At 71.2% G+C, this 19,021-nt stretch carries 18 protein-coding genes; 12 read left to right on the forward strand and 6 right to left on the reverse strand.

The window, feature by feature from the left end:
* Positions 1-19 precede the first annotated feature (19 nt).
* From ACERMF_RS01750 to purM, 4 genes are all read left to right on the forward strand, one after another.
* Entirely contained in the window at positions 20-442 is a 423-nt protein-coding gene (locus ACERMF_RS01750) for a hypothetical protein (protein WP_373667293.1), read from the forward strand.
* A gap of 63 nt (positions 443-505) precedes the next feature.
* A complete protein-coding gene (locus ACERMF_RS01755) occupies positions 506-1,657 on the forward strand; it encodes a BMP family ABC transporter substrate-binding protein (protein ID WP_373667294.1) in 1,152 nt (383 codons plus the stop codon).
* Positions 1,650-3,704, forward strand: coding sequence for a putative bifunctional diguanylate cyclase/phosphodiesterase (locus tag ACERMF_RS01760; protein WP_373667295.1), 2,055 nt, complete (start codon positions 1,650-1,652; stop codon positions 3,702-3,704). Before ACERMF_RS01755 ends, ACERMF_RS01760 begins: the two co-directional genes overlap by 8 nt.
* 91 nt (positions 3,705-3,795) lie before the next feature.
* The gene (purM, locus tag ACERMF_RS01765; RefSeq protein ID WP_373667296.1) at positions 3,796-4,839 is read left to right on the forward strand and encodes a phosphoribosylformylglycinamidine cyclo-ligase; all 1,044 of its coding nucleotides are present in this window, start codon (positions 3,796-3,798) and stop codon (positions 4,837-4,839) included.
* Here purM and ACERMF_RS01770 read toward each other — a convergent pair.
* Both ACERMF_RS01770 and ACERMF_RS01775 read right to left on the reverse strand, forming a co-directional pair.
* Entirely contained in the window at positions 4,826-6,604 is a 1,779-nt protein-coding gene (locus tag ACERMF_RS01770; RefSeq protein WP_373667297.1) for a putative bifunctional diguanylate cyclase/phosphodiesterase, read from the reverse strand. The genes purM and ACERMF_RS01770 overlap by 14 nt on opposite strands.
* A 123-nt stretch (positions 6,605-6,727) precedes the next feature.
* Positions 6,728-7,801 carry a Glu/Leu/Phe/Val dehydrogenase gene (locus tag ACERMF_RS01775; protein WP_373667298.1) on the reverse strand — a complete coding sequence of 358 codons (1,074 nt, stop codon included), beginning with the start codon at positions 7,799-7,801 and terminating at the stop codon, positions 6,728-6,730.
* Positions 7,802-7,979: 178 nt separating this feature from the next.
* Here ACERMF_RS01775 and ACERMF_RS01780 point away from each other — a divergent pair, with 178 nt between their 5' ends.
* Positions 7,980-8,804, forward strand: coding sequence for a hypothetical protein (locus ACERMF_RS01780; RefSeq protein ID WP_373667299.1), 825 nt, complete (start codon positions 7,980-7,982; stop codon positions 8,802-8,804).
* Between the two features lie 92 nt (positions 8,805-8,896).
* Positions 8,897-9,100, forward strand: a complete 204-nt coding sequence (locus tag ACERMF_RS01785; RefSeq protein WP_373667300.1) for a BldC family transcriptional regulator — start codon at positions 8,897-8,899, stop codon at positions 9,098-9,100.
* A 7-nt stretch (positions 9,101-9,107) separates the two neighbouring features.
* On the opposite strand, the gene ACERMF_RS01790 is transcribed toward ACERMF_RS01785, so the two are convergent.
* The 3 genes from ACERMF_RS01790 to ACERMF_RS01800 form a co-directional block, all read right to left on the reverse strand.
* The gene (locus ACERMF_RS01790; RefSeq protein WP_373667301.1) at positions 9,108-10,103 is read right to left on the reverse strand and encodes a pyridoxal-phosphate dependent enzyme; all 996 of its coding nucleotides are present in this window, start codon (positions 10,101-10,103) and stop codon (positions 9,108-9,110) included.
* Entirely contained in the window at positions 10,100-10,567 is a 468-nt protein-coding gene (locus tag ACERMF_RS01795) for a hypothetical protein (RefSeq protein WP_373667302.1), read from the reverse strand. The genes ACERMF_RS01790 and ACERMF_RS01795 overlap by 4 nt, the downstream gene beginning before the upstream one ends.
* A gap of 110 nt (positions 10,568-10,677) precedes the next feature.
* Positions 10,678-11,028, reverse strand: a complete 351-nt coding sequence (locus ACERMF_RS01800; RefSeq protein ID WP_373667303.1) for a hypothetical protein — start codon at positions 11,026-11,028, stop codon at positions 10,678-10,680.
* Between the two features lie 317 nt (positions 11,029-11,345).
* Here ACERMF_RS01800 and aceE point away from each other — a divergent pair, with 317 nt between their 5' ends.
* The 4 genes from aceE (at position 11,346) to ACERMF_RS01820 (ending at position 15,704) form a co-directional block, all read left to right on the forward strand.
* Positions 11,346-14,111, forward strand: coding sequence for a pyruvate dehydrogenase (acetyl-transferring), homodimeric type (gene aceE / locus ACERMF_RS01805; RefSeq protein ID WP_373667448.1), 2,766 nt, complete (start codon positions 11,346-11,348; stop codon positions 14,109-14,111).
* Between the two features lie 36 nt (positions 14,112-14,147).
* The gene (locus ACERMF_RS01810; protein ID WP_373667304.1) at positions 14,148-14,588 is read left to right on the forward strand and encodes an OsmC family peroxiredoxin; all 441 of its coding nucleotides are present in this window, start codon (positions 14,148-14,150) and stop codon (positions 14,586-14,588) included.
* Between the two features lie 117 nt (positions 14,589-14,705).
* Entirely contained in the window at positions 14,706-15,374 is a 669-nt protein-coding gene (locus ACERMF_RS01815) for a thymidine kinase (protein WP_373667305.1), read from the forward strand.
* 126 nt (positions 15,375-15,500) lie between these two features.
* On the forward strand, positions 15,501-15,704 hold the full coding sequence (locus tag ACERMF_RS01820; RefSeq protein ID WP_373667306.1) for a cold-shock protein: 204 nt from the start codon (positions 15,501-15,503) through the stop codon (positions 15,702-15,704).
* Between the two features lie 108 nt (positions 15,705-15,812).
* Here the strand turns inward: ACERMF_RS01820 and ACERMF_RS01825 are convergent, their stop codons facing one another.
* A complete protein-coding gene (locus ACERMF_RS01825; RefSeq protein WP_373667307.1) occupies positions 15,813-16,319 on the reverse strand; it encodes an Rrf2 family transcriptional regulator in 507 nt (168 codons plus the stop codon).
* Between the two features lie 190 nt (positions 16,320-16,509).
* Between ACERMF_RS01825 and nosZ the strand changes: the two genes are divergently transcribed.
* On the forward strand, positions 16,510-18,507 hold the full coding sequence (gene nosZ / locus ACERMF_RS01830; protein WP_373667308.1) for a Sec-dependent nitrous-oxide reductase: 1,998 nt from the start codon (positions 16,510-16,512) through the stop codon (positions 18,505-18,507).
* Between the two features lie 89 nt (positions 18,508-18,596).
* Positions 18,597-18,983, forward strand: a complete 387-nt coding sequence (locus ACERMF_RS01835; protein WP_373667309.1) for a cupredoxin domain-containing protein — start codon at positions 18,597-18,599, stop codon at positions 18,981-18,983.
* Positions 18,984-19,021: the final 38 nt, after the last annotated feature.

Here is a 19,021-nt window from a genome sequence, read left to right on the forward strand (position 1 = left end):
GGCCGGTAGCGTGCGCGCCGTGTTCCGTCGCAAGCCCGACCTGCCGACCGCCCACCACGACGCCTGGTGGGCGTTCCTCGACTGCGCCGAGGTCATCGAGGGCGGTCGGCGCGTGCTGCTGGGCACCCTGCCGACGGGGCGCGTGGAGCCGGCACCGATCGCGGTCGGCACCGACGCGGTGCGCCAGGCCGTCGCCGACGCCCGGGACTGGATGCCGGCATGGCGGCTGGCCGAGGTCGAGCACGAGTGGCACGACTGCGCCCGCGCACTCGACGAGGCGGTCGCCGGTGCCGACGAGGTGGACGAGGTGGCGGCCTCGACCCGCGAACTCGAGGAACTGCTCGAGGCCTGCCAGTCCGTGATCGACCCGCTGGACACCTTCGCGGATGCCGAGCGTGCCTTCCGTCGCCGCTGGCGCCTGCCCCGGCACCGCGGGACTTGAGGGTGGTGACGGGCGGCCGACTGGCCGGGTGACCGTTCCGCCCGACCGAAAACCGATGCCCCCATGCGTCTCACCGTTCCCTTCCGCGCCGCCGCGTTCGCCGTCCTCGTCCTCGCGACCGCGGCCTGCGGCGCCGGCACACCGGCCCCGGCGACGACGCCCGCCGCCGCACCCGCGACCAGCGCGGTCGACCTGACACGCGAAGCCGGCGGCGTCACGGCGGACGCCGACCTCGGCGCCCTGTGCCGCGAACGCTTCGGCGACATCGAGGTCGAACGCGTGCTCCGCGTCGGCCTGATCACCGACTCCGGTGACGTGCGCGACGGCAGCTTCAACCAGTTCGCCTACGAGGGCATGCAGGCCGCGGCCCGGTGCTTCGGCTTCGAGACCAGCTACATCGCCAGCGGCACCTCGGAGAACGAGGCCCACCTGCGCGAGCTGGTCGAGGAGGGCATGGACGCGGTGATCACGGTCGGCTTCCCGCTGGCGGCCGCGACGGCGACGGTGGCCGCGAGCCACCCGGACGTGCAGTTCATCGGGGTCGACCAGGTCACCGACTACGACGGTGACAACTACGCCCGGGTCACGTTCAGCGACGACCAGGCCGGCTTCCTGGCCGGTGCCGTCGCCGGCATGCTGACCGGGAGCGGCATCGTCGGCGTCGTCGCCGGGCCCGACGACATCCCACCGGTCGTCGCCCTCGCCGACGGCTTCGAGGCCGGTGTGGCCTCCCTCGCCGCCGACGTCACCGTGCTGCGCGAGCACCTCGACTCGTTCTCCGACCAGGAAGGAGGCGCGGCCCAGGCCGACGAGTTCGCCGCGTCCGGAGCCGACGTCATCTACGCACCCGCCGGGCTGACCGGCAGCGGCGCCATCCTCCACGCCGCGCAACAGGGCCACTGGGTCATCGGCGTCGACCAGGACCAGTATCTGACCACGTTCCAGGGCGGCGGGGTCACCGGCTCCGACCGCATCGTGACCTCCACCGTCAAGCGCGTGGACCTCGGGGTCTTCCTGCAGCTGGTGGACGTCGCCGCCGGGGCGTTCCGAGGCGGTCCGGTGGTCATGGATGCCGCGACGGGCGGTGTGACGTATGCGCCGGCTCACGAAGCCGCGATCCCCGAGGACGTACACACCCGTCTCGAGGAGATCCGCGCCGGTCTGGCGTCCGGCGAACTGCAGGCAGCGTCGTCCCCGGGGGGCGACCGTGGCTGACGGCGAACTTCCTCGGGCCCGCCGCGGCCTGCGGGGTGCCGTCGGGGGCTGCGGCGCGCGGTTCGGCCGGATCCGGCCGAGCCTGCTGGCCAAGTACGGGCTGACGAGCCTGCTGCTGTTCGTGGCGCTCGGGTCGGTCCTCGGGCACGTCCTGCAGGCGTCAGCGCAGGGGCGCATCCTCGACAGTGCGCTGCGGGAAGCGCAGGTGGTGGCTCGCCTCGGCGTCCAGAACTCGCTCACGCCCGAGGAGGTCACGAACGGCCTGACCCCCAGCCGGGTGGACGCGCTCGAACGCGCCTTCGTGGTGAGCCTCTCCGCGTTGGACACCGTCGAGGTGCGGATCTGGAACCGTGACGGGCGCATCGTCTTCGCCAGCGAACGCGACACGATCGGTTCGGCACCCGCCCCGTCCACCGGGCTGCGCCAGGCCCTCGACGGCGAGGCGGTGGCGGTCATCACCGAGGTTGCCGATTCACCCAACCCGTTCCTGCGGCGGCACGGCGTGGTCCTCGAAGCGTTCACGCCCCTGCGGTTCGGTTCCGGCCCCGGTATCCCGGCCGAGGGCGTCATCGCCGTCACGCTGCCGTACGGCCCGGTCGCCGAGGCGATCCAGAGCGACACCTGGCGCCTGCTCGGCGTGCTCGCCATCGCCCTCGCCGTGCTGTGGGGGGTGCTGTTCCGGCTCGTCTTCAGCGCGTCGGCGGCCCTGCGCGAGCAGTCGGAGCAGAACGAACACCAGGCGATGCACGACGGTCTGACCGGCCTTCCGAACCGCAGCCTGTTTGCCGACCGCCTCGACCACGCCGTGGCGCACGCCGAGCGGACCGGTGAACGGCTTGGCGTCATCCTGATGGACCTCGACCGTTTCAAGGAAGTCAACGACACCCTCGGGCACCACCACGGCGACGTGCTGCTGACCAAGGTGGCCGAACGCCTCCACGACACGCTGCGGACGGGGGACACCGTCGCCCGCCTCGGCGGCGACGAGTTCGCGTTCCTGCTGCCCGACGTCGGTGAGGAGGTCGCCATCGACATCGTCGCGACCAAGATCCGCGACGCGCTCGAGCGCCCGTTCGACATCCTGGGCCTGCCGCTCGAGATCGGTGCCAGCCTCGGGGTCGCGGTCTATCCCGACCATGCCTCGACGGGGATCGCGCTGGTCCAGAAGGCCGACGTGGCCATGTACACCGCGAAGCGCGAGCACCGCGGCCATGCCGTCTACGACGCGGCCGACGACGGCAACAGCCGCGACCGGCTGGCGCTGGCCGGTGAACTTCGGGAGGCCATCGACCGTGGCGAGCTGGTGGTCCACTACCAGCCGAAGGTGTGCCTGCGCACGCGTCGGATGACCGACGCCGAGGCGCTCGTGCGCTGGGACCACCCGGTGCACGGCCGGATGGCGCCGGACGTCTTCATCCCCGTCGCCGAGCGCAGCGACCTGATCGCCGCGCTCACCGAGTACGTCCTGGACGTCGCCCTGCGCGACTGCCGCCGGTGGAACGACCTCGGCACCCCGGCGGGTGTGGCCGTCAACCTGTCGGTCCGCAACCTGCGGGGCGGCGACCTGGTCGACACGGTGGCGGAGCTGCTGGCCCGCCACGAGGTGCCGGCTGCCTGGCTGACGCTCGAGATCACCGAGACCATGATCGCCACCAACCCGGTCCGCGCACGTGACGCCGTGCTCGCGCTTCGTGCCCTGGGCGTTCGTCTCTCCATCGACGACTTCGGAACCGGCTACTCGTCGCTCGCGCTGCTGCGGAGCATGCCGGTCAGCGAACTGAAGATCGACCGCAGCTTCGTGGCGGACCTGCGCACGTCGAACGACGCCGAGGCGATCGTCGGCTTCAGCAACGAGCTCGGGCACCGGCTGGACCTCGTCGTCGTCGCCGAGGGGGTCGAGGACGAGGCCACGGCCGAAGCGCTCGCACGGCTCGGATGCGACCTCGCCCAGGGCTACTGGTTCGCGCGTCCGTTGCCCGTCGAGGTCCTGCTCGAGCACCTCGACGACGACAGCAGGATCGTCGCAGCGGTCGAGGCCCGGGTCTGATCCGGGCCGGGCCGCCGCGGGTCGTGCCGGCGGGTGGGACGTGCGAGGATGGGCGTCCGCCCACCGGTACGCGAGCCCGAGGTCGACGCGGATGCCCGGACCACAGCACCTGACGTATGCCGACGCCGGCGTGGACCTCGACGCCGCCGACCGCAGTGTCCGACTGATCGGCGAGGCGGTACGGCGCACCCACCGGGCCGAGGTGCTCGGGAACATCGGTGGCTTCGGAGGCCTGTTCCAACTCGACACCAGCCGCTACCGCCAGCCGGTCCTGGTGTCGGGGACCGACGGTGTGGGCACGAAGGTCGACGTCGCGCGACGCCTCGACCGTCTCGACACGATCGGCCTGGACCTCGTCGCGATGGTCGTCGACGACCTGGTCGTGCCCGGCGGGGAACCGCTGTTCTTCAACGACTACATCTCGGTGGGGCGGCTCGACCCCGAGCGTGTCGCGGCCATCGTCGGCGGCATCGCCGACGGCTGTGCCCTGGCCGGGTGCGCGCTGGTCGGTGGCGAGACCGCCGAACATCCGGGACTGCTGGGGCAGGACGAGTTCGACCTGGCCGGCTTCGGCGTCGCCGTCGTCGAGCGCGACGCGATCCTGGGTCCGGACCGGGTCCGGTCAGGCGACCTGCTGGTGGCCATGCCGTCCTCGGGCCTGCACAGCAACGGCTACAGCCTCGTGCGACGCATCGTGGGGGACCGCAACCTGCACCAGCGGCACGGTCTGTCCCGCGAGCTCGGCGAGGAGCTGCTCACGCCCACCCGGATCTACGCCGCCGACTGTCTCGCGCTCCGCGACGCCGTGGAGGTCCACGCCTTCTGTCACGTCACGGGCGGCGGACTGCCCGGCAACCTGCCGCGCGTGCTGCCCGACGGTCTGTCGGTCCATGTCGACACCGCCACCTGGGCATGGCCCGAGATCTTCGACTGGCTGCGCGACACCGGCCCGGTCGCCGACGAGGAGATGTGGCGCGCGTTCAACTGCGGTGTCGGCATGGTCGCGGTGCTGCCCGCCGACGTCGCCGACACCGCCGTCGCCCTGCTGGCCGAGCGCGACCTCGACGCGTGGATCCTCGGCGCCGTCGTCGAGTCGGTCCCCGACGCACCGCGCGTCCAGCTCAGCGGTCGCTGACGCCGAGCGTCGAGGGTGCGGGACGTCCGAGCAGGTAACCCTGGCCACGGACGCAGCCGTTGGCGGCGAGGAAGTGGCGCTGGGTCTCGGTCTCGATGCCCTCGGCGACCGTGTCCAGGCCGAGGCTGTTGGCCATCGCGATGATGGCGCACAGCAGCGCGTCGTGTCGCTCGTCGCCGATGTCGGCCACGAACGAGCGGTCGATCTTGAGGATGTCGAAGGGCAGGTTGCGGAGGCGGTGCAGCGACGAGTACCCGGTGCCGAAGTCGTCGATCGCGAGCTGGACGCCCAGTTCGCGCAGGCGGCACAGTGCGTCGGCCGCGTCGGTGACGCTGCCGTCCAGCGCGCTCTCGGTCAGCTCCAGCACCAGCGCCTGTGGCGGCAGTCTCGTCGCCGCCAGGGCGTACCGGATGTCGGACGCCAGACGCGGGTCGGTGAGCTGCAGCGTCGACACGTTGACCGAGACGGTCGGCGCCTGATCGCCGTGCCGTTCGCGTAGCGCGGCGGCGTACCGACATGCCTCGTCGATGACCCACCGGCCGATGGCGTGGATCGCGCCGCTGCGCTCGGCGGCCGTGATGAACTCGGCCGGGGACTGCATCCCCTTCTCCGGGTGCTCCCACCGGATCAGCGCCTCGTACCCGTCCAGGCCGCCATCGGCCAGCGAATGGATGGGCTGGTAGTGCAGCACGAACTCGCCGGCCTCGAGGGCACGCCACAGCTCCAGCGCCGAGGTGAGCTCGTGGTCGGTGACCTGGGTCCGGTCGCGTCCCGAGCGCTTCGCCTGGAACAGGGCCCCGTCCGTGCGCGCCCGCAGCTGTGAGGGGGTGTCGCCCGGGCACCACTCGGTGACGCCGGCCGAACCGGTCACGGGGGCCGGCAGCAACGCCCGCAGCTGATCGACCAGCTCGCCCGCGGCGTCGGGGGTCATCCCGGGCAGCATGAAGGCGAACTCGTCGCCGCCGAGGCGTGCCATCAGCGCGGTGTCCGGAAGCTGGGCCTGCCAGCGGCCCGCGGTGGTCGCGAGCAGGCGATCGCCCGCCACCGAGCCGTGCTGGTCGTTGTAGCCCTTGAACCCGTCGAGGTCGACCAGGGCGAGCGCCAGCGGGGTGCGGCTCCGCTCGCAGCGCTCGATCTGCTGCTCGAGCGCCCGTTCGAACCCGCGCAGGTTCATCACGCCGGTCAGCGGGTCGCTGTTCGCCAGGCTGCGCTGCCACGCGGTCCAGACGCTGAGAACCGCGGCCGCCGTCGTGACGCCGCCCACGAGCAGCATCTCGGCGGCCATCGGCTGCCCCAGCGAGCGCAGCGCGACCCCGAAGGCCACCATCGAGAACGCGACGTGGGCCGCGACCGCGCGCGGCGTGAAGAATGCGCCGGCGTACAACCCGATCCAGACGAACAACGCCCCGTAGGCGATCGGGGCACTGCCACCACCCGCGGCGGCGACGCAGCCCCCGATGGCCACGGTGCCGACGACCAGCGGAAGATGACAGGTCCACCGCGTCGGAACCGCCGCCCGGGGCTGCCGGCGTCCGACGGCGATGAGCAGGACACCGACGGCGATCGCCGAGCTGCCGATGAGCGCGAGGACGCCGACCGCCATGTCACGGCGGGCGGCCAGGGCCAGGACGAGCAGGCCGAGGATCCCGCCCGCGATCCAGAGCATCCCGAGCGACTCCAGCCGCCACCGCACGTCGGACGGCGCCGATCGGGCCCATGGCAGGGCATGCGGCCGCGCCACGTCCGTCTGGGACCCCGAACCCACGTTCACGCCACCTCGCTGCTGGACGGCCCTTGCCTCACCAGATGCGGTCGGCCGCGCGCCGGCGCAGCCCATCGCGGGTGCGATGGGCGCGCGGCGAGTGCTTGGTGCGTGAGCGTGCGCGTGCTAGCGGGGGAGCCAGAAACCGCGCAGGCCGCCGACGGCTGCCATCCGCCGCTCGGCGACCGTGATGGCCGCCCGCTCCGTGGACACGCCTTCGGCCCGCGACTCCGCGATGATCTCGTGCAGCGTGCGCGGGATCGCGTCGGCGCGCTGGTGGGCGCGGGCGGCCGAGTAGCCACCCGGCTCGAGCTCGTCCGAGACGTTGATCACGCCGCCGGCGTTCACGACGAAGTCCGGGGCGTAGAGGATGTCGCGCGCCTGCAGGCGGTCACCGTCCTCCTCGGTGGCGAGCTGGTTGTTGGCGCCGCCGCACACCACCCTGGCCTGCAGGTGCGGGATCGTGTCGGCGTCGAGCACGGCGCCGAGGGCGTTGGGCGAGACGATGTCGGCGTCGACGAGCAGCACGTCCTCGACGTCCACGATCTCGACGCCGGGCAGGGAGGCGACGCGTTCACACGCGGCCGACGACACGTCGGCGGCCGTGATCTTCGCGCCCTCCTCGACGAGGTGACCGACGAGACGGGCACCGACCTTGCCCAGACCCTGCACCGCGACGTGTCGGCCGCCGAGCGCGTCGGTGCCGAACACGGCCTGCGCGGCCGCCTTCATGCCGAGGTAGACGCCATACGCGGTCAGCACGCCGGAGTCGCCGGAGCCACCGTGGACCTCGTCGGCGCCGGTTGCCCAGCGGGTCTCGCGCCGGATGACGGCCATGTCGGCCGGCGTGGTGCCGACGTCGCACGCGGTGACGTAGCGGCCGCCGAGGGACTCGATCATGCGTCCGTAGGCGCGCAGGAGCGCCTCGGAACGCAGCTGCGACGGGTCGCCGATGATGACGGCCTTGCCGCCGCCGACGTCCAGGCCGGCACAGGCGGCCTTGTATGACATCGCCCGCGACAGCCGAAGCACGTCGGTGAGGGCCTCGTCGTCGCTCGCGTACGGATAGAAACGGGTGCCGCCGAGCGCCGGTCCGAGCCTGGTCGAGTGCAGCGCGATGATGCACCGCAGACCGGACTCGTCGTCGCTGCCGAACACCACTTGCTCGTGGCCCTTGAAGCGGGCGAAGGTTCCCTCCACCACGTGCTCCTTGCTGTCGTGTCGGCCGTCGTCGCCGGCGGGACGTTCGGTCCCGGACCGGTCGGCGTCGACCTGCTCCCGATGGTCGTGGACGCCTCGCGGGTCGCGCGTGGAGGTCCGGTTCCAGCCTAACGCCGGGTGCCGTCGCCGCGTGGAGGTGGTCGGCTACGTTCGGCGCATGGTCCCGGTCGCACAACTGCGGGTGTTCACCCCGCTCGAGGCGTTCCCGCCCCGCGAGCGCGAACGCTGGGCCGCCTATGTCGAGGCCGGACGAGGCCTCAATCGGCACGAGCTGGCCGACGCGGAGGCCGGCGCGACCGCGGCACGGTTGCTGAAGGGACGCGCCGGGCCCGGACGCGACGGACCCCTCGGCGAGGACGCCGCGCTGGTTCGCCGCGCCGGTGACCGGACGTTGCTCTGCCCGCTCCAGCTCGACCTTCGGGCCGCGATGGCGATGGCCTCGTTCCGGCGCACGGTCCCGGTCGGCCTGATCGACGCGTTCGTACCCGACCAGCGGGCGCTCGCCCGGCTCGAGGACCTGTCGACCTCCGGTCGGGTGCCCCACATCCTCGACGAGCCGTGGGCCGTTCCCCTGCACTGGTTCGTGTGCTTCGCGCCCGAGGAGCGCCGGTATGTCGACCCACCGGAAGGTGCCGGCCCGCGGCTGGGGTACCTGACCACCTGCGACCAGGCCGCCGATCGCCTCGAACGCGCCATCGAGCTGGTCGAGGCCACCGTCGAGGACGGCGAGGACGTCCTCGCGGCGCTGGCCGGCGTGGCGGCCTGGCTCGACGCGTTCGATCCCGCGTCGCTGTTGGAGCTCGACTACGGCGCCGTCGCCCGACTGCTTTCTCGCGAGGAGTTGCAGGCCGACAGGACATGCGCCGAGCTGTGGCAGGCCCTCGACGCCCTCGGCGCCGGTGACCTGCTCGGTGCGGCGGCCTACTACGGCGTCGCGCGCTCGCGATGGACGCACCGGCGCGCCAAACAGCACGCGAGCTGACCGGATACCACGGCCCGTGGCGCATGCGCCGGCGTGGCCTACTAGCGTTTCGCGCGACTGACGGATCCGACGGGGTGGGGAAGGACGGCAAGGTGGAGCTCGAGGGCGCCGTGCAACAGGACGCCTGGTTGACACCAGGGGAGGTGGCGCGGCTGTTCGGGGTCGATCCGAAGACCGTCACCCGTTGGGCCTCGGCGGGCAAGCTGTCGCCGCAGCGGACGCTGGGTGGGCACCGTCGGTACAAGGCCGACGAGGTGCGCTCGTTGCTGCAGGAGCTCGGGCCCCAGCCGGCGTAGCCGGCGGTCAGTCCGCCGCGTTCAGCGCGGCGGCCAGGACGGCGGGCGCGACGTTGCCGCCCGAGAGCAGCACACCGACGCGGGCGCCACGCAGGTCGGGGAGACCACCGGCGAGCAACGCCCCGAGTGCGCTCGCGCCCGAGGGCTCGACGACCTGCTTGAGGCGAGTCGCCAGCAGGCGGACGGCGGCGAGCGCGTCGGCGTCCTCGACCCCTTCGACGCGATCGACGTGGGCCTGGAACAGCGCCAGGTTGCGCGTGCCGATCTCGGGGGTCTGTTGGCCGTCGAGCAGCGTGCGGGGCACCGCGACCTGCACCACCTCGCCCCGGGCCAGGGCGTCGCGCGCGGCGCGGCGTCCCGCCGGCTCGACGCCCACGATCGTGGCCGACGGGCGTCGGGTGCGGACCGCCACGGCGGTGCCCGCCAGCAGTCCGCCGCCGCCGACGGGCGCGATCACCGCGTCGAGGTCGGGGACCTCGTCGAGCAGTTCGAGCGCCGCGGTCGCCTGTCCCGCGATGACGTCGGGGTGGTCGTAGGGCGGGATCACGGTCGCGCCGCGTTCGTCGGCGATCGACTGACCGATGGCGCGGCGGTCCTCGGTGTAGCGGTCGTAGGTCACGACCTCGGCCCCATAGCCGCGGGTGGCGGCCATCTTCACGGGCGGCGCGTCCAGCGGCATCACGATCGTGGCGTGGACGCCCAGCAGCCGGGCGGCGAGGGCGACGGCCTGCGCGTGGTTGCCCGACGAGAAGGCCACCACGCCGCGCGAACGGACCTGCGGATCCAGCGCCGCGAGCGCGTTGTAGGCGCCGCGGAACTTGAACGCGCCGACCCGTTGGAGGTGCTCCGACTTCAGGAAGACCTGGGCCTGACAGGCGGCGTCGAGGGTCGACGACCGCAGGACCGGCGTGCGGTGGGCCACACCGGCCAACCGTCCGGCGGCGCGTTCGACGTCGTCGAAGTCGACCGGCAGACGGTCGGCTCCCGTCGCGGACGTCGTCACGACAGGAACATGAGCTCGTCGCGGATCTGGTCGGCGACGACCCGGCTCGTGGCCGACTGCACCGTGCGCAGGCGGTGGCGACGTTCGTGCCCCTCGCCGGCGCGGACCCAGTCGAATGCCTCGGCCTTGAGTTGGCGGTCGGCGAACGCGACGAGGTCGGGCCGGTCGACGTAGCGTGCGAGGTCGCGCAGGTCGCCGAGCGTCCGCAGCCGCTCCTCGGGATCCTCGTCGGTGGCGTAGGCCTCGATGAGCAGGGCCGGCGCGTCGGGATCCTCCTCGAGGCACATGGTGGCCGCATGCATGGCGAGGTTGAGCTGGCGTTCGTGGTGGGCGGCCCGGACCAACGTCGCGAGGCGGCCGGCCCGTTCGGGTCCGGCCACGTCCTTCTCGATCGCGGCCATCTCCTTCGCGAGATCACGGGCCCGCTGGTCGGGAGCGACCGGCTTGAACTGCGCGTTGACCATCGTGTCGCCTTCCCGGCGTGCTTCCGCCGTGTAGCGCTGACGCGGGAGCCTACTCCCACCGGCCGTCGGCTCAGCCGTGGAGGGCGCGGACCGCGGGCGGAGGGGCGACGTCAGTCCGTCGGGTCGCACATGGCCCGGGTGTCGTCGCGCAACCGCTCGGCGGCGGCCACGACCGCGGGGTCCTGCAGGGCGCTGTGGTCGCCGTCGCGGACGGCCTGCGCCGCATCGGCCACCTTGCGCGCGTCGCCCCGCAGTTCCTCGGGCGCCTGTGCCAACGCCTCCTGGGCGGCGTCGGCCGCCGTCGTGAAGTTGTCGCTCTCGAGGGCGCTGGCGGCGCGCGCGACGCTGAGGCAGAACCGGGCGCGATCGGTGAGATCCTGCGCGCCCGTACGCACGTCGTCGACGCGTTCCTGCAGGTTGGCGCAGGCCCCGCTCAACGCGAGCAGGGCCACGATCGTCACGAACGTTCGTCGGAGCACCTGCCGACTCTATCGAGTTCAGCAGGACCGAGACGTGCGAACCCTACCCGCCGGGAGGTGATCCCTTCGCGTCGCCAACCGTGTCGGGCCCGCACCTGGACAGGCGTCCACAAGGCTGGTCACCGCGGCCCGGCCGGGCCGGTGGGGGCAGGAGGTGGTGGGAGCCATTACCGTGTCGACGTCAGCGTCGGGTTCCCCGCCGGCACCCGGTTCCTCGTCGCAGCACGATCTCGCGACCCGGCGGACGAATCCCAGCGCGCGCCCGACCCTCTTTCGCGGGAGCACACGTCGTGTCCGAGATGCGCGAGCAGCAGCAGTTCGCCTCCAGCCCGATCATCACCGACGGCCTGCCGGCCCAGTACCCCGACATCGACGAGACCGAGACCACCGAGTGGCTCGAGTCCTTCGACGCGGTCGTCGAGGCCCACGGCAAGGCGCGCGGCCGCTTCCTGTTGCTGAAGGTGCTGGAGCGGGCACGGCAACGCAACATCGGCATCCCGTCGTTGACGACGACCGACTACCTCAACACCATCCCGCCGGAGCGCGAGCCGCGGTTCCCCGGCGACGAGGCGATCGAGCGCCGCATCCGCCACCACATCCGGTGGAACGCCGCGGTGATGGTCCACCGCACCAACGTCGAACGCGGCACCGGGGGCCACATCGGCTCCTACGCGTCCGCGGCGTCGCTGTACGAGGTCGGGTTCAACCACTTCTTCCGCGGCAAGGACCACCCCGGCGGCGGTGACCAGGTGTTCTTCCAGGGCCACGCCTCGCCCGGCATCTACGCCCGTGCCTACCTCGAGGGGCGCATCGACGAGGCGCGCCTCGACCGGTTCCGCCAGGAGGTCGAGCCCGGGGGACTCTCGAGCTACCCCCATCCGCGCCTGATGCCCGACTTCTGGGAGTTCCCCACGGTGTCGATGGGCCTCGGCCCGCTCAACGCGATCTACCAGGCCCGGTTCAACCGCTACCTCGAACACCGCGGGTTCAAGGACACCTCGGACCAGCGGGTGTGGTTCTTCGGCGGCGACGGCGAGACGGCCGAGCCCGAGACGCTCGGCGCGCTGGCCGTGGCCAGCCGAGAGGCGCTCGACAATCTCACCTTCGTCATCAACTGCAACCTGCAGCAACTCGACGGGCCGGTCCGCGGCAACGGCAAGATCATCCAGGAGCTCGAGGGCGTCTTCCGCGGTGCGGGCTGGAACGTCATCAAGGTCGTCTGGGGCCGCGACTGGGACGACCTGCTCGCCCGCGACGTCGACGGCGTGCTCGTCAACCGCATGAACGAGGTTCCCGACGGGCAGTTCCAGACCTACACCGCCAAGCCCGGCGACTACATCCGCGACGACTTCTTCGGCACCGACCCGCGGCTGCGCAAGCTGGTCGAGCACCTCGACGACGACCAGCTGACCAAGCTCTCCCGCGGCGGCCACGACTACCGCAAGGTGTTCGCCGCCTTCAAGGCCGCGACCGAGACCTCCGGCGCGCCCACCGTCATCCTGGCGCAGACCATCAAGGGCTGGACGCTCGGGCCCGACTTCGAGGCCCGCAACGCGGTCCACCAGATGAAGAAGCTGTCGTCCGAGGCGCTCAAGTCGTTCCGCGACCGGCTCGGGCTCGACGTCTCCGACGACGAACTCGAAGGCGACCTGCCCCCCTACTCGCACCCGGGCGAGGACTCCGAGGAGATCACCTACCTCAAGGAACGGCGCGCCAAGCTCGGCGGCTTCGTGCCGCAGCGGCGCGTCCAGTTCCAGGTGCCCCAACTGCCCGGCCGTGACGCCTACCAGGCGCTCAAGGAGGGCTCGGGCAAGCAGGAGGTCGCCACGACGATGGCCCTCGTGCGCGTCTTCAAGGACCTCCTGCGCGACAAGAACATCGGCAAGCGCATCGTGCCGATCATTCCCGACGAGGCCCGCACGTTCGGCATGGACTCGTGGTTCCCGACCGCCAAGATCTACGACCGGCTCGGCCAGACCTACGAGCCCGTCGACCGGGACCTGCTGCTGACCTACAAGCAGGCCAAGGACGGCCAGATCATCCACGAGGGCATCACCGAGGCCGGCTCGGTGGGCACCTTCCACGCCGCGGGTACGAGCTACGCCACCCACGGCGAACCGATGATCCCGCTCTACATCTTCTACTCGATGTTCGGGTTCCAGCGCACCGCGGACTCGATCTGGTCCGCCAGCGACCAGCGGGCGCGCGGCTTCCTGATCGGCGCCACGGCGGGTGGCACCACGCTCAACGGCGAGGGGCTGCAGCACCAGGACCGGCACTCGCTGCTGATGGCGCAGTCCAACCCGGCGATCGAGGCCTACGATCCGTCGTTCGCCTACGAGCTCGCGGTGCTGGTCGAAGACGGCCTGCGGCGGATGTACGGCGACCAGCAGGTCGGCGGCGACGGGACCCCCGGCGAGGACGTCGTCTACTACCTGACCGTCTACAACGAGCCGGTCGTGCAGCCCGCGATGCCCGAACACGTCGACGAGCAGCAGGTCATCGACGGGCTCTACCGCTTCAAGGAGGGCGAGAAGGGCGAGCACACCGCCCATGTGCTCGCGTCCGGGACGATCACCAACGAGGCGTTGAAGGCGCAGCAGATGCTGGCCGACGACTGGGACGTGCGCGCCGACGTGTGGTCCGCGCCGGGCTGGAACCGGCTGCTGCGCGACGGGGTTGCCGTCGAGTCCTGGAACCGCACCAACCCCGAGTCCGAACCCCGGGTGCCGCTGGTCACGCGCATCCTCGAGGACACCGAGGGGCCCTACGTCGCGGTCTCCGACTGGATGCGTGCCACCCCGTTCCAGATCGCGGACTGGATCCCGGGACCGTTCGCGGTGCTCGGCACCGATGGCTTCGGGCGGTCCGACACCCGCGAGGCGCTGCGCAAGTTCCACCGCATCGACGCGCCCTCGATCGCCTACTGCGTGCTCGCCGAGCTGGTGAAGCTCGGCAAGCTCGATACGGCCGTGCTGACCAAGGCGATCGAGAAGTACGACCTGTCCTTCGAGCGGGTCCCGTTCTTCGGACAGCCCGGCGACAGCGAGGACATCACCCACTGAGCAAGCGTTGTGACCACCGACGACCAGGAGTGATCCATGGCGACCACCCGTACCGCACACGCCGAATGGCAGGGCGACCTGAAGGCCGGCAGCGGCGACGTCGCGCTCGGTAGCGGGCGCTTCGAGGGCCCCTACACCTTCGTCAGCCGGTTCGAGTCCGGGGAGGGCGGCACCAACCCCGAGGAGCTGGCGGGCGCCGCGATCGCGTCGTGTTACGCGATGTTCCTCGCCAACGTCCTGGCCCAGGACGGCAACGAGGCCGAGTCGGTACGGACCGAGGCGGTCGTGGAACTCGACCGCGTCGACGGTGCCCCCACGGTCACCCGTATCGAGCTGCGTGTCGTCGGCAAGGTCCCCGGCATCGACGCCGACGCGTTCACGGCTGCGGCCGAGAAGGCGAAGGCGGGCTGCCCGATCAGCAAGCTCTACACCGGCGGCTCGGCCGAGATCGTCCTGGACGCCAGCCTCGAGGGCTGAGCCGGGGCCGGCAAGCGCACGTCGGCGCCGCGGCCGTGGCCGGGGTGTCCCAGTGTGTCCAGGTGGTGCGGTAGAACCGGTCTGCCGCACCACCTCGCCCCGCCGGAGACCGAACACGTGGCCGAGCTGACCTACTTCTACGGCACCATGAACTGTGGCAAGTCCACGCTGGCACTGCAGATCCACCACAACGCCGTCATGGCCGGCAAGCACTGCCTGCTGTTCACCAAGCACGACCGTGGTGGCGGACGGATCAGCTCCCGGATCGGTCTCGCCCAGGACGCGATCGTGGTCGGCGACCACCTCGACATCGCCGCGTACGTCCGCTCGGTGACGTCCGGGGGCGAGGCCGTCGACGTGCTCATCTGCGACGAGACCCAGTTCTATTCGCCGGAGCAGATCGAACAGCTGGCCTGGTTGGTCGACGAGCTCGAGATCGACGTGCAGGCGTTCGGGCTGCTCACCGACTTCGCCACGCACCTGTTCCCCGGGTCGCGGCGGCTGCTCGAGCTCGCCGACCGTCGGCAGGAACTGCAGGTCGAGGCCCGGTGCTGGTGCGGCGAGCGCGGGACCCACAACGCCCGCACGGTCGGTGGTGCGATCCAGCGGCAGGGCGAGCAGGTGGTCGTCGGGGACCTTCCACAGGCCTCGCTCGAGACCGGCGACGTGCCCACGGTCGCCTACGAGGTGTTGTGCCGGCGTCACCACCGCCTGGGCACCACGCGGGCCGAGGCGGACCGGCAACCGGAGAAGGAGCGCGAGCGGACAAGGTTTCCGGTCGCCTGATCGCCGCCGAACGGGTAGCGTTGTCGGCGTCAATATCGGTTCGCGGGCAACCGCGGGCCACCACCACCGGGCCGTCATGAGCTGCGACGCGAAGTCGCGGCACGGCCTTTCAGAACGGAACATCGCATGCCGCAGGGCACTGTCAAGTGGTTCAACGCCGACAAGGGCTTTGGTTTCATCCAGCCCGACGACGGGGGCGAAGACCTCTTCGTCCACTTCTCGGCGATCAACTCGCAGGGCTACAAGTCCCTCGACGACGGCCAGAGGGTCAGCTTCGAGGTCACGCAGGGGCAGAAGGGCCCGCAGGCTTCGGACGTCACGCCCGAGTGAGGCGCTGAAACGTCTGGCACCTTCATCGTGGGAAGGCCCCCGCTCCGGCGGGGGCCTTCCCCTTCGGGAACCCCGTAGGGCCGCCCGACCGTCGCTGGTCGCGCGGCGTCAAGGGACCTCGTCGCTGCTGGTGCCGGTGGTCGGCTCGGGTGTCGGGCGCAGGCGTGCGAGATCCGGCGGGAGCACGAACGTCCCCGCGTCGAGGTCGGCGTCGAGCAGGGCGAGGGCCGCGAAGGACGTCGTCGACAGCTGCAGCAGCAGCGCCTGCTGCGCGCGGGTCCACGACACGTGCACGGCGCACACGTCGTCCCACCGGCACGGACCACCGCGCATCACACACTCGCCCGCGGTCGGGTCGCCCTCGGTGGCCTCGATCACGTCAAGCATCGAGATGGCCGATGCGGCGCGCGCCAATGCGTAGCCACCCCGCGGGCCCGCGACCGAGGTGACGATCCGACTGCGCACCAGTTGGGCCATGATCTGGGGCAGATAGCCGCCCGGGATGCTCATCGCCGTCGCGAGTTCCCTGGTCTTGTGCCGACGTTCCGGCGCACGCGCGAGCGCCAGCGTGGCGCGGATGGCGTAGTCGGCGCGGCGGCCCAAGGTCAGCTCCATAAATCATGACCGTAGCACTAATGTTTCTGGAGGGGGTCCCGAGCCGGGGCCCGAGTACCCGGGACTTTCGGCCCTTCGATGCGTCACGCGCGTCCCGCACACTCCGCAAACCAGGAGTGGCTCGCTAAACGTTTGGTGGGCGGCTCCGTCGATCGCCGGCTCGGCATGCGGGTCGGGAAGCGGAGAAACGATGAAGACAAAAGGACTTCCGTACCTCGCCCTGGCCGGCACGCTCGTCGCGGGGCTCGCACTGGGGGCGGTCGGTACCCGGCTCGGCTCCGACACCTCGATCGGCGGCACGTTGGCCGCCGCATCGGCGGCGCGCGGGTTGACGGGCGAACAGGCCGAGGCCGCCCTGTCGACGTTCGTCGCGCCGGGCGAGCACGACGACTACCTGATGTTCGCCTCCGGCGGGCATTCGGGGCAGGTGCACGTCGTCGGCATTCCGTCGATGCAACTGCTCAAGACCATTCCGGTGTTCACGCCGGACTCGTGGGCCGGCTACGGCTACGGGGCCGACTGGGGCGAACAGATCCTCGAGCAGGGCAGCGACCCGAACAAGAACGAAGCGCTGCGCTGGGGCGACGCCCACCACCCCGCCCTGTCCGAGACCGACGGTGACTACGACGGCCGGTGGCTGTACATCAACGACCGCGCCAACGGGCGCATCGCCATGGTCGACCTGCGCGACTTCAAGACCAAGCAGATCCTCGACCTGCCCAACCTGCAGAGCTCGCACGGCGGGGTGTTCACCACGCCGGACACCGAGTACGTCCACATCTCCGCCAAGACGCCGACGCCGGTGTGGAGCGAGAGCGGCTACGCCGACCTCGCCGACTACCAGGAAGCGTTCCGTGGCATGTCGACCTGGGTCCCCGTGAACCAGGAGACGGGCCGGATGGAGCTCGACGGCGGCTTCCAGATCGAGCTGCCGCCCTACAACCAGGACCTGGCCGACGTCGGCAAGGGCGCCAGCGACGGGTGGGCGTTCCTGAACTCCTACAACATCGAGATGGCGACGGGCGGGACCCTCGAGGGTGACGCTCCGTTGGAGACCGGTGCGATCGCGAGCGACCACGACTACCTCCACATCATCAACTGGCACAAGGCCGCCGAGGTCGTGGCCGACGGCAAGTACGTCGAGCACAACGGCATGCGCGTCATTCCACTCGACACGGCCATCGAGGAGGGGCTGCTCTACTTCGCCCCCGAGCCGCGCAACCCGCACGGCGTCGACGTGCAGCCCGGCGGCGAGTACATCAGCGTCTCCGGCAAGCTCGACCCGAGTGCGATCGTGTACTCGTTCGAGAAGATCCAGGACGCCATCGCCAGCGAGGACTTCGTCGGCACCGACGTCTACGGGGTCCCGATCCTGGACTTCGACGCGGTCGTCGAGGCGCAGGTCGAGCTCGGCGGCGGTCCGCTGCACACCCAGTTCGACGGCAACGGCTACGCCTACACGAGCCTGTTCGTCGAGTCGGCGATCGCGAAGTGGGCGCTCGACGCCCCGGCCGGCGGCGAGGAGCCGTGGACGCTGGTGGACAAGATCGACGTGCACTACAGCGTCGGCCACCTCGCCATGGCGCACGGCGACACCTCCGAGCCGCACGGCAACTGGCTCGTCTCGCTCAACAAGCTGTCCGTCGACCGCCACCAGCCGGTCGGGACCCTGCATCCGCAGAACTTCCAGCTGATCGGCGTCGACGGCGAGAAGCCCAAGCTGCTCAAGGACATGCCGGTCGGCTTCGGCGAGCCCCACTACGCGCAGATCATGTCCCGGGAGCGCATCAAGGACAGCGTCTGGACCACCTACCCAGCCGGTACCGACCTGCTGACGATGGAACGGTCCGAGCACGCCGTCGCGGCGGGCGAGGAACGGATCGAGGAGGTGGACGGGGAGCTGCACGTCTACGCGACCGCGAAGCGCAGCCACTTCGTCCCCGACGTGATCCGGGCCAAGGAGGGGCAGAAGGTCGTGGTGCACCTGACCTCGGTCGAGGAGGCCCCCGACATCACCCACGGGTTCGCCATCCCGGCCTACAACATCCAGGCCAGCCTGGACCCGGGTGAGACGGTCACGATGGAGTTCGAGGCCTCCCGCACCGGCAGCTTCGGCTTCTACTGCACCGAGTTCTGCTCGGCGCTGCACCTCGAGATGCAGGGCTGGCTGCTGGTCGAGCCCGCCTGATCCACCTGGCACGCCGGGAGGTCGGCCCGCGCCGCCTCCCGGCGTACCAGGGCACGCCCTGACCCCGAAATCACCAAGGAGCAACCCTCATGCGTACCACCCTCACCGCCTCGATCCTGTTGGCGGCCGCGATCGGCGTGACGGCCTGCGGCGGCGGATCGGAGCCACAGCCCGCCGGCGCCACGGCCGAAGCCGCCGCGGAGGCCGGCGTGACCATCACCGCCAACGAGTTCGCCTTCGAGCCGGGCGACTTCTCGCTCCCGGCGGACGCGGACACCGAGCTCACGCTGAAGAACACCGGCGTGGTCGAGCACGACATCGTCGTCGAGGAGCTCGACGACCGTGAGCTGGTCTTCGCCGCTGCGGGCGAGACGACCACCGAGACCGTCTCGGTGCCGGCCGGGACCTACACCTTCTACTGCTCCATCCCCGGACACCGCGCCGGCGGCATGGAAGGCACGTTGACCGTCGAATGACGGCCGATGCCCCGATCCCACCACCCCGAACGGGGGCT

Origin of the sequence: Egicoccus sp. AB-alg6-2 (assembly GCF_041821025.1) — a bacterium.
GTDB lineage: Bacteria > Actinomycetota > Nitriliruptoria > Nitriliruptorales > Nitriliruptoraceae > Egicoccus.